Genomic DNA, 16,189 nt, shown 5'->3' on the forward strand with positions numbered 1-16,189 from the left:
GTCTAGTTTAGTGTAACCTATTCAGGCAAACCTTATCTCTCGTCACAACAAATCGATACCATTGCTATAAAAAATACCCAAGTTCCCAAGGGTATTTGTTTGATATCAAAAGATGGGCAAAAAACCTAAAACCATTGATCTATCAATGGAATAAAAGGAGAGGAGGGGATTCGAACCCCCGAGCCCCGTTAAGGACTACACGCTTTCCAAGCGTGCGCACTCGGCCACTATGCGACCTCTCCATAGATAAAGAAGTTAATGGAAACACCAACTTCTTTAGTTTATCATGTTTTACTGAAAAATACTACTAGAATTTTGCTTCAACACGGTAAATCACTTGACCTTTACTTGAAAACTTTTCTTCGTATTCGGTCATCACGTTGTCTTCAAAGTCACTCGCATGCAAGTCAAGCCAAACCTGTTTCAAAGTCATGCCGTATTGGGAGAAGCTAGCTAAACTGTATTCAAACAATCCACGATTATCTGTTTTAAAATGAATTTCCCCATTTTCAGGTAGGATACGCTTGTAAGTGTCTAAAAAGTCTTTATAAGTCAAGCGACGTTTCTCATGCTTGGTCTTTGGCCATGGATCTGAGAAGTTCAGATACATCATGTCCACTTCACCATCCTCAAAATAATTAGTTAAACTTGATCCATCCACTCGCAAAAGTTTGACGTTGGGTGCTTCTGAGGCTATTACCTTATCCAAGGCATAGCTTAGGACAGATAGCTGGATGTCAATGCCAATATAGTTAATATCAGGATTTTTCAAAGCCATTCCTGTAATGAAACCACCTTTTCCTGATCCAACCTCGATATGGATAGGATTAGCGTTTCCAAAGACGTCGTGCCAACGGCCCTTGGCATCTTCTGGATTTAAAATCACATAGTGTGGGTTATTAGCTAAGTGCTCTTCGGCACCTTTTCGTTTTCTAACTCGCATTATTTCTTTCTAAACATTTCTCTAAATTTTCGCAGGGCATAAATCTCCTGATTCACATGCTCCATATCACGCTTGTCAAAACATTTGAGGATTTGTGTCAGGTAAGAAAATTGACCATACCAAATGATTTTTTGCATGACCTTGTCATTATTTTTATAGCCATAGTAAGATAACCATTCTGCCCAGCGAGACCTTGGAATATAATGGCTCAACAAGTAGGCAACATCATACATCCGATCAGTCAGCCGAACAGAATCCCAGTCCACCAGAAAAATCATGCCACTGGTGGTAATTACCCAGTTGCTATGTTTGATATCTCCGTGAACAATGGTTGCTACTTCTGAACGAAATTCTGGCAAACTACGTTTAAGCTCTTTAACGATGGCTTGCAAGTAGGAATTCTGTTGAATTTGCAAAGGCGCATTTTGCTCAAAATCAACCAATAAATCATAAGGATTTTCGATTTTATAGTTAAGTTGGAGTAATTGATTAACCAGCTTTTTAGATTTATGGAGGCGTAGCAAAATATGAACAATCTGTTTACTGTTCATGTCTTCCTTAGTTAAGGTGCGACCATCAAGCCATTCCTGGGCGCTCATCATGTCTCCATTACCCATGCGTTTGGCCCAAAGCAATTGTGGAGCAATCTGTTCTTTGGCTAAGGCAGGTAGGATAGGTGTTGTGTTTAATTTAATGAAGACACATTCTCCATTTGGATAAGTGCCCTTATAGGCTTGGCCACTCTTTCCCCGCAAGGGAGTCAAAGCAAGATCTTGTTCTGTCGTTGTCACCTTATCACCCCTCCTTTTCTATCTTTTCTAATCGTTTATTCCTATTTTACTTGTTTTAGACTACTTAGTCAATTATCTTCTTCAACTTATAAGGGAGATAGAAAAGTGTAATGACTCCCATGACCACTACTAAAATAAGGGCTTTTTCTAAAGAATGGCAGAGCAAGAGGTTGATAACTAATATCAGACAACTTAATCCTCTCAAAAAAGTCAATAGATTCGCCCGCTTCCCTTGATGTTTCTCTGGATAAAGACTAGTCATGTAGTGGTAATCGTAATGGTAGTAAAGAGACAACAATTGAAAAAGAATCAAATAATTAAAGACCAGGGCTAAAGCCACTGATAGGTAAGTGTTAGAAATAAACAGCAAGGCTAGGGAACTCAATAATAATAAGCGTAAAAAGAGTCCTAAATAGTCTGAACTTCGTAAAAAAGCTTTTAAATAGAGCGTTAGCCAGAGGTGCTTACTATTTTCTTTTACCAATTTTAGAAGAGGATTTAAATAAGATCTTTTCTTAACCTTTGTGGAAATTCCCTTAACATTTGTGAAAAGAGAATAAAACTTTAAGATAGCCTGTTTACGATTACTCTCAAAAGCAATGACTTTTTCCCAATCCAGTCCATCTTTCTTTAAAAATTGTCTTACTTTATACCCCAAAAGGAGTCGTTTAAGAGCTAGTAATCCCAAAAGTAAAAGAGCAAAAGTAACTAGGGAGAAGCCTAGGCGATTGAAGATCGGATATAAAAAGATGAGGATAGCTGTCTGTAAACAGCCCCAAATCACAAGAGCAGAGCGCTCAGCTTGTTTAATATGAGCAACCACAGCTTCTTCTTTCGGAAGTAGAAAATGGTGATCAGGCTCTTCTAAATAAGTTGCCACCGAGCCCAAGTGAAGCAATAACAGCATCCCCACCATGAGAAAGAGCCATATCGGCCAATGATTACTAGGAAAATGCTTCAATAACTGGCTGTATTGCACCAAGCAAAAACCAAGCAAAAACATCAGGACCAAGACAAAATGGTCATTAAAGACATAGCGCAGGTATTTGCTCTGTTGTTTTTGAAAGTCTTGACGGCGTTTCAGAAATAATGCTTTCATGCTTAGCCCTCTTTTGTCAATGCCAGGTAAATATCGTTAAGGCTAGCAGAAGCATCACCAAAGGCATCCTGCAAGTCAGCAAGCGTCCCCTGAGCCCGTACTTGACCATGGTGCAGAATGACAAAACGATCACACATTTTTTCAGCAGAGTCAAGCACATGAGTACTCATTAAAATCGATTTGCCTTTGGCTTTTTCAACCTCCAAAGTCTGAATCAAGTCTGAGATAGCCAACGGGTCTAATCCTAAAAATGGCTCGTCAAGGATAAACAGACTTGGATCAATCACAAAAGCACAGATAATCATGACTTTTTGCTTCATGCCTTTTGAAAAGTGAACAGGAAACCAATCTAATTTATCAGCTAAGCGAAACATCTTTAAAAACGGTTCTGCTCGTTTCTGTGCCAATTCCACATCAATATCATAGGCCATAGCTACAGTATTAATATGCTCTGCCAAAGTTAATTCTTCATAGAGGCTAGGTGTCTCTGGGATAAATCCAATTTTCTTACGATAGGCAGCTGGATCTACAGCCAAGGTTAGTCCATCAATCGAGATTTCTCCCTGATAAGGTTTTAAAAAACCAATAATTTCATTGATGGTTGTTGATTTTCCAGCTCCATTTAGGCCTATCAACCCAACTAATTCACCATTGCCAACAGAAAATGAGACCTCTTTTAAAACGGGAATATTGAGGTAACCCCCCGTTAGATTTTCAATGTTTAACATATAAATTCTTTCTAGTTTTTGATATACTTATAGTACATTATAACAAATTCAACTAGAGAAGGTGATATAAAATGGAAAATTGTATTTTTTGTAGCATCGTTCAAGGAGATATTCCTTCATCCAAAGTTTACGAAGATGAGCAGGTCCTTGCCTTCTTAGATATTTCACAAACCACATCTGGTCACACCTTGGTTATTCCTAAAAAACATGTCCGAAATATGCTAGATATGGATGATGAAACGGCGAGTCAAACTTTCGCACGCATTCCTAAAATTGCTCGCGCTGTCCAAAAAGCAACCGGTACTCCTGCCATGAATATCATTAACAATAATGAACCTCTTGCAGGGCAAACGGTGTTTCATGCTCATGTCCACTTAGTTCCTCGTTATCATGAAGAAGATGGTATCTCAATCCAGTACACTACTCATGAACCTGATTTCCCAGCTTTGGCAAAATTAGCAGAGCAAATTAGCCAGGAGGTGACATCATGAAAACCAAAACTTTCCTAGCATTAGGACTCCTAGCTTTTGCAGCTTACAAAGGTTACCAAAAACGAGACCTTATTAAGGAAACTGTAACATCAGGCTTAGATGCCAAAGAAGCTATCCAGTTTGATTTAGATAAAATCAAAGGTGACTTGGCCCTTATTCAAGATCAGAGCCGTCATATTCAAAACATGGGACAAGATTTGACTTACAAGTGGCGGGTTTTCAACCAAGAAACACAGGCACACTTGTCTGAAATACAAACTCGACTTGCCAAATACCAAGACAAAACAAACACTGACTCCTCTCAATCGGATATCTAACGAGTACCAACACGTGTCATTGCATCATATTTAGACTTAAATAGCCAAAAACAACCAGCTGAGTATTCTCAAAAATAGAATGCTAAGCTGGTTATTTTTGTTTCCTTATTTTTTGATAGAATCTAGCCATCAACTTTTCCAAAAACACACAATCTAGCCTTAAGGAAGAGAAGTGGTTGTACCGGCAGAACCTGCATCAGAGGTACTGTCACTAATTACTGGAACTTCCGCTTGTGGTGCTGGAACTACGGGTACACTACTTGATGTCGTAGGGTCTTGAGTGCTAGCATTTCCCTGATAGGCTGGACTCGTCTCACTTACACCTGAGTAAGAAGAATAGCTGTTACTATCAGAATAGGATGGGCTTTGCCCTGAAAAATCATAGCTATTATCAGAAGATTGGCTCTTTCTTGAGCCATAAAGGTTTTCATAGACTGTGGCACTGGTCTTAAGTTGAGTGACCTTACGAAGTCCTAATTCACCTCGAATACGATTTTGGGTTTCTAATAAGTGGTCAGAAGTGACAATTTGATAAGAACCACCATCAGACAAGGTCGCATCTTCTCCTTTTAATTGATAAGTTTTTATCGTTTTTAGGGCATCCCGATAACCTAATAAACCTGGAATGGTATTTGATGAAATCTCAATATTGGTCTGCATATTTCCACTTACTGCAGATAAAATCTTACGATAAGAACTAATACTGTCTAAGGCAAGAATTTTTTTCAGCACTTTCTGAATCACTTCCCGTTGACGCTTTTGACGCCCATAGTCACCTTCCGGGTCATCATAACGCATACGAGCATAAACCAAAGCCTGTTCTCCATTAACCTTATGAGTCCCAGGGGCAACTGTAGCTTGGTATTCTGGTTCATTATCTGCAATTGAAATGGGGAAATCAAACTCGTTAGTTACGGTAATGCCGCCAACCGCATCCACCAAATCAATGAGCCCTTGCATATTAATCTGAACATAATTATCAATAGTGATATTCAAAAGGTCCTGGACAGTCATGATAGCCATTTGGGCACCGCCTGCTGCGTAAGCAGCATTCAACTTAGCTTCAGCTCCATTCATGTCATTGTTCTTTGGACCAGACAAGGTGATGAGAATGTCGCGTTCTAAGCTGGTCATGGTTGTTTTTTTAGTTTCCGGATTGACCGTCACTAAAATCATGGAATCACTATTTCCTTCCCATTGGGAAGTTCGCTCTGAGGAACCTGTATCTACCCCCATTAACAGAATAGAAAAAGACTTGGTCTGCTTAATCGCATCACTTTTTTTGGAAGATGTCGAAAAGTCTTTAAAGGTTTTTGATAGTTCTCCTGTTGAGAAAGTATAAGCACTCGTTAGATAAACACCTAGCGCCAGGACTGTCGTCAAAACAATCGCCATCAACATTACTATTATTTTTTTTCCAATTTTCATTGATTCACTTATTAACCCAGAGGCATACACATGCGGTAAACTGCCAGGTCATCTCCATCTTTTGATTTGGCACCATTTTCTATGGTGCCGTCAATATGAAAGCCATATTTTTTATAAAGGTGAATAGCTCTGCTATTTCTCACCTGAACTTCTAACGTAAGAGCTTCGATATAAGGGGTCTCCTGAGCCCAATCCAGTGCAACTTCTAGCAGTAACTGACCGATACCATAACCACGATAAGGCTCGGCTACTAACATAAACAAGTCAACTGCAGCTTTTTTGGCAGACAGCATTTCTCCAGCAAGATTAAGAAGGCCTATGACTTGGCCATCTATTTTCGCCAACAAGCAAAAATCAATCAAAGACTCTTGGCTTCTTGCCAGAAAACTGGCTAAGTCTTGAGGAGTTGCCTCTAACATCGGTTCAATACCAGTGATAAAATCAGTTTCCTCAGCTGCGGCTGATATCAAAGACAATACTGCATTTGCATCTTGCGGCTGTCCTTCTTCAAGCGTAACAGTTTTCTCACTCATGGGAAATTGCCTCAAGTAACTGTTGTGAATGCTCACCATGAGCAACCACGTATAGCCGTCGTCCATCGTTTTGTTTGGTAATGGTAATCTCCAAATAATCCTCTAGCAACCCTTCACCTAACAATTCTCCCCATTCAATAATAGTAACACCGTTACCAAATAGAAAATCATCTAGGTCAATAGAGTCTGGGTCATCGCCAATTCGATAGACATCTAAGTGATACAGCGGAAGCCGCCCTTCGTATTCTCTGACAATGGTATAGGTGGGACTTTTAATCATTTGGTCAATACCTAAACCTTTGGCAATGCCTTTGGTAAGAGTTGTTTTTCCTGCACCTAAATCACCAGTTAAGACAATGACATGTCCCGCCGATAAGCAATTCCCAATCATTTGCCCATAGGCAATCAGGCTATTTTCATTTTCACTATAAAACATAGCCATATTATATCAGAAAAGAAAGAGACTTCCAAGCGCCACCCTAAGGTGTCTTTCAGATTGAAGCGTCCCCTCCTTTCTAAACGTCAGTTGAGGTAGAACAACAATGAAAAATACTCCCTTAATTGGAAACCAAATCCAACTACGAGAGTATTCTCTATGAGTATCATTTTCTTTTTGTTAAAGAATAGCTAAAATAATGAAGTTTAGGATAAACAAGAAGGTTGATCCCCAAAGAATTGGGTGGATTTTGTTAGCTTCTCCCTTCACGATTTTCACTAAGCAGTAAAAGATAAAGGCTGCCGCAATACCATATGAAATAGAATAGCAAAGCGCCATAAAGAAAGCTGCGAAGAAAGCTGGAAGAGCATCTTCAAATCTACTCCAATCGACATCAAGGAAAGAAGAGACCATCATCACTCCAACAATAATTAAAGCTGGCGCTGTTGCTGCTGCCGGAACAATACCTACTAATGGCAATAGTAATGTTGATAAAAGGAAGCACACAGCTGTTGAGACAGCCGTTAAACCTGTACGCCCACCCTCAGCGATACCTGCGGCTGACTCGACGTAAGTTGTCGTATTTGATGTTCCAAACAAGGCTCCGATTGACGTACCAATAGCGTCTGCAAAGAGAGCACGGTCCATTTTTGAACTAAATCCAGTACTGTTTTCAAGGGCGTTCTCATCTTCTTGCGAGAAGATACCTGTACGGCGACCCGTACCGATGAATGTCCCAATGGTATCAAATGTATCTGATAAACTAAAAGCAAAAATAGTCATCAAAACAAGTGGCAGGCGGCTAGAATCACTAAAGAGTGACTGCATACCTCCAAAGGCAGCTAAGAAGGTGGTTCCAAGTTCTGAAAAAGCAGATCCAATGTGATTGCCATCAAAGTTAAGAGTTGATAAATCAACAACTCCCATAGGAATTCCCGCAAGCGTTGTCGCAACTATCCCAATCAAAATAGCACCACGAACATTTCGGATAACCAACACTGCTGTTAATAACAATCCAAAAATAGCTAATAAAACACTTGGATCAGTGAAAGTTGAAATAGCTGGCACTACTCCCCCATTCGCATTAATCGAAAACACACCGTCAGCAAATGTTTTAGCGGTAGCTTTGGCAGGCTCGACACCGTTCACAGTTACAATATTAGCGGCTGAAGCAGAAAAAGTAATGATGTTTGCGTTTTTAAATCCTAAATAGGCTACAAAGACACCAATCCCACCACCAATCGCATGTTGTAAGCTGACAGGAATAGCCTTAATAATACTTTTACGGAATTTGGTAACGGTAATAAAGACATTAAACAAACCACAGACAAAGACCATTGCCAAGGCTTCTTGCCATGAAAACCCAAGTCCAAAAACAACTGTGTAAGTAAAGAAAGCGTTAAGCCCCATCCCTGGTGCTAATGCATAAGGAACATTGGCAAATAGTCCCATAATCAAAGTTGATATAGCAGCTGCAATAATGGTTGCTAAAAACACTGCCTTAGAAGGCATCCCTGAAGCACTCAAAATGCTAGGGTTAACAAATAAAATATAGGACATGGCAAAGAATGTTGTTAAACCAGCCATAATCTCAGTTGAAACACTGGTTCCATTCTCTTTTAACTTAAAAAACTTTTCCATTTAAATGGAGTCTCCTTAACTAATCTTAGGTAAAATCAAAAAAGCCCCTATCTAACCAATAGATAAGCTCGGATTACCTTATTATTAATTGTTCGTATTTTATCGAACGATAAATTTATATTACCATCTTATCGTTCTTATTTCAATGCTTTTTAATTATTTTTTTGATTAAAAAAATAAATTTTAGAATATTTCCTTAATGAATGCGCTTAATTTAGCTTTCTTCTTCCACTGACGACAAAATCTGATATAATTTAACCATGACTAAAAAAATGATTGCTATCGATTTGGATGGAACTTTGTTGCACCATGATAATACCATCTCTACTTATACCCAAAAGACTATCAAAGCCGTTCAAGACAAGGGCCATCAGGTCATTATTTCAACAGGAAGACCTTATCGCATGGCCTTGGATTATTATCTCCAACTTGATTTAAAAACCCCTATTATCACTTTTAACGGCTCTTTAACTCATATGCCAGAACAAAAATGGGCCTTTGAACATAATGTCACCTTAGATAAAGACTATTTGTTAAAGTTACTCAAATATCAAGATGACTTTCAAATGGACTTCATTGCCAGTGAGTATCGTCGAAACTTCTATATTACGATGACTAAACCTGAAAGCATCGATCCTCAACTTTTTGGTGTTGACGAAATCACGCCAGATATGGCTTTGGAAATTACTAAAATTACTCGAAACCCAAATGCTTTACTGATGCAAACGCATCACGAGGACAAATATGCTCTTGCCAAAAACATGCGTGCTTTCTTCAACGATGAGATTGAAATTGATTCTTGGGGCGGTCCTCTTAATATCCTTGAAATTTCATCCAAAAACATTAACAAAGCTTACGCCCTGAATTACCTTCTAGGTATCTTCAATATGGATAAAAAAGACTTAATCGCCTTTGGTGATGAACACAATGATACTGAGATGTTAGCCTTTGCTGGAACTGGCTATGCTATGAAAAATGCAAGTCCAGTCTTACTTCCTTATGCGGATCAACAACTCGATTTTTCAAATGAAGAAGATGGTGTGGCCAAAAAATTGGAAGAGCTTTTCTTATGACAACAAACGAAACCTCTTGTTTTCAGAAAACAAAGGGGTTTCTTGTTGTGGCGTTTACCCAAAAATGAAAACAGCTCTAATTATTTCAACATTTTTCAGCATATTCTTCATTTTATACAGCATGAAAATACCTGTTATATCAATAATCTACCTATTCAGTACTAAATTCTGAAAATTTTTTCATATTTTGTACTATTTTTCCGAAAGGGCTTGATTTTTTAGTGAAAACGTTTTAAAATAGAAACGTTCTTGAATTTCGTTTAAGTGAAAAAGAATTGCCAAAATTTAGTTTTGGAAGGAGATTATTCTTCTTCATTTCAACGAAAAATATTTTAAAGGAGGAAGAACAAGAATGGGTATCGGTATTATTATTGCCAGCCATGGTAAATTTGCTGAAGGTATTCATCAATCAGGTTCTATGATTTTTGGTGAACAAGAGAAAGTTCAAGTTGTTACTTTCATGCCAAATGAAGGACCAGATGATTTGTATGGACACTTCAACAATGCTATCGCACAATTTGATGCTGATGATGAAATCCTTGTACTAGCTGACCTTTGGAGCGGATCTCCATTTAACCAAGCTAGTCGTGTGGCAGGAGAAAATCCTGATCGCAAAATGGCAATCATCACTGGTCTCAACTTGCCTATGCTTATTCAAGCTTACACTGAACGTCTTATGGATGCTGGTGCAGGTGTTGAACAAGTTGCTGCAAACATCATTAAGGAATCTAAGGACGGTATTAAAGCCCTTCCTGAAGAACTTAACCCAGTCGAAAAAACTGCTGCAACTGAAAAAGTTGTTAACGCACTTCAAGGAGCTATTCCTGCTGGAACTGTCATCGGAGACGGTAAATTAAAAATCAACCTTGCTCGTATTGACACACGTCTTTTACACGGTCAAGTGGCAACAGCGTGGACACCAGCTTCTAAAGCTGATCGTATCATTGTTGCTTCAGATGAGGTTGCTCAAGATGACCTTCGTAAACAATTGATCAAGCAAGCGGCACCTGGTGGTGTTAAAGCTAACGTTGTGCCAATCAGCAAATTGATTGAAGCTTCTAAAGATCCTCGTTTTGGTAACACACATGCACTTATTCTCTTCCAAAACCCTCAAGATGCTCTTCGGGCGATTGAAGGTGGTGTTGAAATTGAAGAATTGAACGTTGGTTCAATGGCTCACTCAACTGGTAAAACAATGGTTAACAACGTTTTATCAATGGATAAAGAAGATGTTGCTACTTTTGAAAAATTGCGTGACTTGGGTGTTAAATTCGATGTCCGTAAAGTACCTAACGATTCTAAGAAAAACTTATTTGATCTTATCCAAAAAGCTAACGTTAAATAAGGTTCAAACACTATAAGGTTTTAAAACGGTTGCTCATTACTTAGCTAATAGCCAATCGTTTACTACACTTCGAAAGGATTACAAAATGTCAGATATTTCAATTATTTCTGCAGTTTTGGTCGTTGTCGTTGCCTTCTTTGCTGGTCTTGAAGGTATCCTCGACCAATTCCAAATGCACCAACCACTTGTTGCGTGTACGTTAATCGGTCTTGTAACTGGTCACCTTGAAGCTGGTGTCATCCTCGGTGGTACACTTCAAATGCTTGCTCTTGGTTGGGCAAACATCGGTGCTGCCGTTGCCCCTGATGCTGCACTTGCTTCTGTTGCTGCTGCTATCATCATGGTTAAAGGTGGCGACTTTACTCAAAAAGGAATTACATTTGCTTATTCAACAGCTATCCCACTTGCTGTTGCTGGTCTTTTCCTTACAATGATCGTTCGTACTTTGTCAACTGCCCTTGTACACGCTGGTGACAAGGCTGCCTCTGAAGGTAACTTCGCAGGTGTTGAACGCTTCCACTTTATCGCACTTCTTCTTCAAGGATTGCGTATCGCTATCCCTGCAGCTCTTCTTGTTGCTGTTCCTACTTCAGCAGTGCAATCTGTTTTGAACGCTATGCCAAACTGGTTGAACGAAGGTATGCAAATCGGTGGTGCGATGGTTGTTGCCGTAGGTTATGCTATGGTTATCAACATGATGGCTACTCGTGAAGTATGGCCATTCTTCGCCCTTGGTTTTGCTCTTGCAGCTGTTACTGACTTAACCCTTATTGCTATGGGTGTTATCGGTGTTGCAATTGCCTTCATCTACCTTAACCTTTCTAAAAAAGGTGGCAACGGTGGTAATGCAGCAGGTTCAGCTGATCCAATCGGCGACATCTTAGAAGACTACTAGAAAGGGGTAAGAACAAATGACTGAACAAATTAAATTAACTAAATCAGACCGTCAACGTGTTTGGTGGCGTTCACAATTCTTACAAGGTTCTTGGAACTATGAACGTATGCAAAACATGGGTTGGGCTTACGCACTTATCCCTGCTCTTAAAAAATTGTATACATCTCCTGAAGACCGTGCTGCTGCTCTTGAGCGCCACATGGAATTCTTTAACACACACCCATACGTTGCTGCTCCAATCATCGGTGTAACACTTGCCCTTGAAGAAGAGCGCGCAAATGGTACTCCAATCGATGACAAAGCTATCCAAGGGGTTAAAATTGGTATGATGGGACCTCTTGCTGGTATCGGTGATCCAGTATTCTGGTTTACAGTACGTCCTATCCTTGGTGCGCTTGGTGCTTCTTTAGCTCAATCTGGTAACATCGTTGGTCCTCTTCTATTCTTCATTGGATGGAACCTTATCCGTATGTCATTCCTATGGTATACTCAAGAATTTGGTTATAAAGCTGGTTCTGAAATCACTAAAGACATGTCAGGTGGTATCCTCCAAGACATCACTAAAGGGGCATCAATCCTTGGTATGTTCATCCTTGCCGTTCTTGTTCAACGTTGGGTATCTATCAACTTCACTATTGACCTTCCTGGTAAACAATTGTCAGAAGGCGCTTATGTGGTCTTCCCAGACGGTGCTGTAAAAGGTGCTGAATTGAAAACTATCCTTGGTCAAGCAATGGGTGGTATGAGTCTTGATAAAGTTCAAGCTCAAACCCTTCAAGGTCAGTTGAACTCACTTATCCCTGGTTTAGCTGGACTATTGCTTACATTCCTTTGCATGTGGTTATTGAAGAAAAAAGTTTCTCCAATCGCAATCATCATTGGCTTGTTTGCATTTGGTATCCTTGCTCACGTTGCACATATCATGTAATCAATCTATTGAAGTCTGGGACTCTCTCAGACTTCTTTTTTGATGAGATTTTGAGCAAACTCATGTTTAAAATATGGTATAATAACTAAAACTAATCAGTGAAAGGAACTCACATGGCTCAATCTTTAAACACAAGTGTCGAGTACAAGACAAAGGCCGTTTCCTACCTAGGAATAGGAGGAAAAGTCGGTCACATCTTACTGGGTGACAAGGCCCTTGAATTTTATAACGATAAAAATGTCAATGACTACATCCAAATTCCCTGGTCAGCCATTAATCACATTGGTGCCAATGTCTCAGGAAAAAAAGTCAGTCGTCACTTTGAAATTTTTACAGATCAAGGCAAGTTTTTATTTGCTTCTGGAGACTCTGGAAAGATTTTAAAAATCACCCGCCAACATATTGGCAATGATAAAGTGATCAAATTGCCAACCTTGATTCAAACACTTATAGCAAAACTATTTCCAAAAGCAAAAAAATCAGAGTAGACTAGCTGCTCTGGTTTTTTATCGGTTATTTTTTTACTTTTTGAAGAAGCAATTGAACGAAAATTGAGATCAGTTCACCTAGTGAACCAGTTGTTCTTACAATCCTTTAGTCTTCAAATGGAAAGGTACGATCCACCCACGACAAGACCTGTTGAAAACCAAGTTGTCTAAAAAGAACAATTCGCACCTTTTCAAGCCCAAAAGCTAAAACGTAAATAATAAAACTCACGCCAAAAATCAAAAAAGGATAGACAAAAATAGGAGCGTTGACAAAGGGTTCTGCAAAATCTCGGATAACAAATTTAACGAGCAAAGGATGAAGATGCCCTAAATAGACACCTAAAGTTGTTGGCGAAACTAACAGAATAAAAGACCTCAACAAACTGTTAGGTTGGATAGTCATTTTAGCGAAAAGGATAAAAAGAGCAATGGCCCCCAAAGTTAACGTTGGAGAAACATACCAGTACCAAATATTACCTACCATAAATTTCATGACATAAGTCGCAATCAAGGACAAGAGATAAGTCATTACCAAGTACCTTGTCTTGAAGACCTCTAGGTCAATCCTTCTCAAATAGGCACCAATGATATAAAGAATGATGAGCCAAGTCATTTCAAATCCTTTACTCAAGGAGAATTCTGCTACCCTGTTATTCATGAGTGCAGGCACCAATGAGAAGATCGTCAACATCAGTATCACAAGCCGTTTTAATTGACGATCAGACATGGCTTTCAAGCCACCATTTATCATGGGCATAAAAATCAAGAGCCCAAAGTAAGCTGTCATGTACCAGTAATTACCGCTAACAATAGGAAAAAGAGCTTGTCGCCAGTTAGTTAAGCTCACTGGAAATCCCAGCAAAGCGAAAACCAAGGTCATTCCGAAAGTGTAAAAAAGACCTGCACCCAAACAGAGAGTAACTTAGAGTATCTATAGTGAGAGTGTAGGCCAACATAGCCACTGATTAAAGCGTAACAATTAACCGCACCATAAACAAAAACTTGAATGGCCCAGGTTGTAATAAAATAAGCATCTGCTTGACCTTCTACACTTGACCTCAGACCACCTTTTCCTAAAACATGTGTAATCACAATCATAAACATGGAAATGATACGTAAAAGGTCTAAGCCATAGTGATGCTTATTAACCAATAATGTGTTTTTTTCTGACATAATCTTAGTTTACCACAAGTCTCTTTCTTAAAAAAACATTAAGGTTCTTTTACGACTAGCTTTTTAAGGCTTTACACAAACACTAGTGTTTGTGAATTTAGGAAAAAAGTTCTCCTTATTTGAGTTTACTTTTTCTTGTTTTTTGTTATAATAGTGCTAACGGATAAGTAATATCCCTTTTCCTTTCAGAAAGTCTGTGGTCGCTGTGAACAGATAGGAAAACGATATGAAATTCTACCGTGTCGTCAACAAAATAACAATTAAGTGCACAGATTGTGAAGCTGGATGGAACCGCGCCAAAGCGCTCCAGCAGCTTCATCATCTGTGTTTTTTTATCGTCAGAGAATAACGGACTTAGCCACTTGACTCAGTCTGGTTCACTGACAGCTACTAATAACTATCTATCTCAAAGGAGTTTATTTATGCTAGATCTTAAACGTATTCGAACCGATTTTGACGCTGTCGCTGCCAAATTAAAAATCCGTGGGGTTTCAGAAGATACTCTAACACACCTCAAGAATCTTGATGAAAAACGTCGTGCTCTTCTCGTTCAATCAGAAGAATTAAAAGCAGAGCGTAATATTGCTTCTGCAGCCATCGCCCAAGCAAAACGCCAAAAAGAAGACGCTAGCCAACAGATTGCTGACATGCAAAACGTTTCTGCCGACATCAAAACCATTGATAGCCAGCTCGCTGATATCGACCAGCAAGTGACTGACATCATCACTGTTTTACCTAATACTCCTCACGATTCTGTTCCTGTTGGTGCTGATGAAGAGGACAATGTCGAAATTCGCCGTTGGGGCACTCCTCGTGACTTTGACTTTGAGGTTAAGGCTCATTGGGATTTAGGTGAAGATCTCGATATTCTAGACTGGGAACGTGGAGCAAAGGTTACAGGTGCTCGTTTCTTATTCTATAAAAATCTTGGCGCTCGTTTGGAACGTGCCCTATATAATTTTATGTTGGATGAACATATCAAAGAGGGTTATCAGGAAATCATCACGCCATACATGGTCAACCATGATTCTATGTTTGGTACAGGTCAATATCCAAAATTCAAGGAAGATACCTTTGAGTTATCAGACACAAACTTTGTTCTGATCCCAACGGCAGAAGTTCCATTGACCAATTATTACCGTGGGGAAATTCTAGATGGCAAAGAGCTCCCAATTTACTTTACAGCGATGAGCCCGTCATTCCGCTCTGAAGCTGGTTCTGCAGGACGTGATACACGTGGTCTTATCCGCCTACACCAATTCCACAAAGTTGAGATGGTCAAGTTTGCTAAACCAGAAAAATCTTACCAAGAGTTGGAGAAAATGACAGCCAATGCTGAAAATATTCTTCAAAAGCTCGGCTTACCATACCGTGTTATCGCCCTTTGCACTGGCGACATGGGCTTCTCAGCTGCTAAAACTTATGACCTTGAAGTCTGGATTCCAGCTCAAAATACCTATCGTGAAATTTCATCATGTTCAAATACAGAAGATTTCCAAGCACGTCGTGCTCAAATCCGTTACCGTGATGAGGCTGACGGTAAGGTCAAACTTCTTCACACCCTTAATGGGTCAGGACTTGCTGTCGGTCGTACCGTAGCAGCCATTTTAGAAAACTACCAAAACGAAGATGGTTCTGTTACCATCCCTGAAGTACTCCGCCCTTACATGGGTGGCGAAACCGTCATTTCACCTAAATAATAAACTCACCCCAGAGATCAATTAAAATGATTTCTGGGGTTTACTATTTTAAAGAGTTACCACATCACTTGAAACTCACTACATTGCCCCTTTAACAACACTTTTCTTCACACTAGTTTATCAAAAGTCTTATTAGTATACTTATTTCCTTATTTACGAGACCAGTTAAAAACCCTTTTG

General features: G+C 39.4%; 16 protein-coding genes, 1 tRNA gene and 1 pseudogene. 8 read left to right on the top strand and 10 right to left on the bottom strand.

The window, feature by feature from the left end:
* Positions 1–155: 155 nt before the first annotated feature.
* The 5 genes from DYD17_RS09095 to DYD17_RS09115 form a co-directional block, all read right to left on the bottom strand.
* Positions 156–242: transfer RNA gene (locus DYD17_RS09095), tRNA-Ser, on the bottom strand.
* 65 nt (positions 243–307) lie between these two features.
* Positions 308–943, bottom strand: a complete 636-nt coding sequence (gene trmB, locus DYD17_RS09100; RefSeq protein WP_003052470.1) for a tRNA (guanosine(46)-N7)-methyltransferase TrmB — start codon at positions 941–943, stop codon at positions 308–310.
* On the bottom strand, positions 943–1,734 hold the full coding sequence (ccrZ, locus tag DYD17_RS09105) for a cell cycle regulator CcrZ (protein ID WP_115253096.1): 792 nt from the start codon (positions 1,732–1,734) through the stop codon (positions 943–945). The genes trmB and ccrZ overlap by 1 nt, the downstream gene beginning before the upstream one ends.
* A 64-nt stretch (positions 1,735–1,798) precedes the next feature.
* A complete protein-coding gene (locus DYD17_RS09110; RefSeq protein ID WP_003052473.1) occupies positions 1,799–2,833 on the bottom strand; it encodes an ABC transporter permease in 1,035 nt (344 codons plus the stop codon).
* Between the two features lie 2 nt (positions 2,834–2,835).
* Positions 2,836–3,561, bottom strand: coding sequence for an ABC transporter ATP-binding protein (locus DYD17_RS09115; RefSeq protein WP_003052475.1), 726 nt, complete (start codon positions 3,559–3,561; stop codon positions 2,836–2,838).
* Between the two features lie 71 nt (positions 3,562–3,632).
* Here DYD17_RS09115 and DYD17_RS09120 point away from each other — a divergent pair, with 71 nt between their 5' ends.
* The gene (locus DYD17_RS09120; protein ID WP_115253097.1) at positions 3,633–4,052 is read left to right on the top strand and encodes an HIT family protein; all 420 of its coding nucleotides are present in this window, start codon (positions 3,633–3,635) and stop codon (positions 4,050–4,052) included.
* Positions 4,049–4,369, top strand: a complete 321-nt coding sequence (locus tag DYD17_RS09125; protein WP_003052479.1) for a hypothetical protein — start codon at positions 4,049–4,051, stop codon at positions 4,367–4,369. Before DYD17_RS09120 ends, DYD17_RS09125 begins: the two co-directional genes overlap by 4 nt.
* Before the next feature lie 159 nt (positions 4,370–4,528).
* On the opposite strand, the gene lytR is transcribed toward DYD17_RS09125, so the two are convergent.
* From lytR to DYD17_RS09145, 4 genes are all read right to left on the bottom strand, one after another.
* Positions 4,529–5,797: a glycopolymer--peptidoglycan transferase LytR gene (gene lytR, locus DYD17_RS09130; protein ID WP_115253098.1), complete on the bottom strand. Its 1,269-nt coding sequence runs from the start codon at positions 5,795–5,797 to the stop codon at positions 4,529–4,531.
* Between the two features lie 11 nt (positions 5,798–5,808).
* Complete coding sequence (locus DYD17_RS09135; protein ID WP_003052483.1) at positions 5,809–6,330, bottom strand: GNAT family N-acetyltransferase; 522 nt, start codon at positions 6,328–6,330, stop codon at positions 5,809–5,811.
* Positions 6,323–6,766, bottom strand: coding sequence for a tRNA (adenosine(37)-N6)-threonylcarbamoyltransferase complex ATPase subunit type 1 TsaE (gene tsaE / locus DYD17_RS09140; protein ID WP_115253266.1), 444 nt, complete (start codon positions 6,764–6,766; stop codon positions 6,323–6,325). The genes DYD17_RS09135 and tsaE overlap by 8 nt, the downstream gene beginning before the upstream one ends.
* Positions 6,767–6,946: 180 nt before the next feature.
* Positions 6,947–8,407 (bottom strand): NCS2 family permease, encoded by a 1,461-nt coding sequence (locus DYD17_RS09145; RefSeq protein ID WP_115253099.1) that lies wholly within the window; start codon positions 8,405–8,407, stop codon positions 6,947–6,949.
* A 260-nt stretch (positions 8,408–8,667) separates the two neighbouring features.
* Between DYD17_RS09145 and DYD17_RS09150 the strand changes: the two genes are divergently transcribed.
* From DYD17_RS09150 to DYD17_RS09170, 5 genes are all read left to right on the top strand, one after another.
* On the top strand, positions 8,668–9,480 hold the full coding sequence (locus tag DYD17_RS09150) for a Cof-type HAD-IIB family hydrolase (RefSeq protein ID WP_003052488.1): 813 nt from the start codon (positions 8,668–8,670) through the stop codon (positions 9,478–9,480).
* A 352-nt stretch (positions 9,481–9,832) separates the two neighbouring features.
* Complete coding sequence (locus tag DYD17_RS09155; protein WP_003052490.1) at positions 9,833–10,825, top strand: PTS sugar transporter subunit IIB; 993 nt, start codon at positions 9,833–9,835, stop codon at positions 10,823–10,825.
* An 85-nt stretch (positions 10,826–10,910) separates the two neighbouring features.
* Complete coding sequence (locus DYD17_RS09160; protein ID WP_003052492.1) at positions 10,911–11,720, top strand: PTS mannose/fructose/sorbose transporter subunit IIC; 810 nt, start codon at positions 10,911–10,913, stop codon at positions 11,718–11,720.
* Between the two features lie 16 nt (positions 11,721–11,736).
* Positions 11,737–12,648 (top strand): PTS system mannose/fructose/sorbose family transporter subunit IID, encoded by a 912-nt coding sequence (locus tag DYD17_RS09165; RefSeq protein ID WP_003052494.1) that lies wholly within the window; start codon positions 11,737–11,739, stop codon positions 12,646–12,648.
* Positions 12,649–12,761: 113 nt separating this feature from the next.
* A complete protein-coding gene (locus DYD17_RS09170; RefSeq protein ID WP_003052496.1) occupies positions 12,762–13,136 on the top strand; it encodes a DUF956 family protein in 375 nt (124 codons plus the stop codon).
* Positions 13,137–13,242: 106 nt separating this feature from the next.
* Here the strand turns inward: DYD17_RS09170 and DYD17_RS09175 are convergent.
* Positions 13,243–14,309: pseudogene (locus DYD17_RS09175) on the bottom strand (acyltransferase).
* Between the two features lie 422 nt (positions 14,310–14,731).
* On the opposite strand from DYD17_RS09175, the gene serS reads away from it, so the two are divergent.
* Entirely contained in the window at positions 14,732–16,009 is a 1,278-nt protein-coding gene (gene serS / locus DYD17_RS09180; RefSeq protein ID WP_003052500.1) for a serine--tRNA ligase, read from the top strand.
* Positions 16,010–16,189: the final 180 nt, after the last annotated feature.

This window comes from Streptococcus dysgalactiae subsp. dysgalactiae, assembly GCF_900459225.1.
Classification (GTDB): domain Bacteria; phylum Bacillota; class Bacilli; order Lactobacillales; family Streptococcaceae; genus Streptococcus; species Streptococcus dysgalactiae.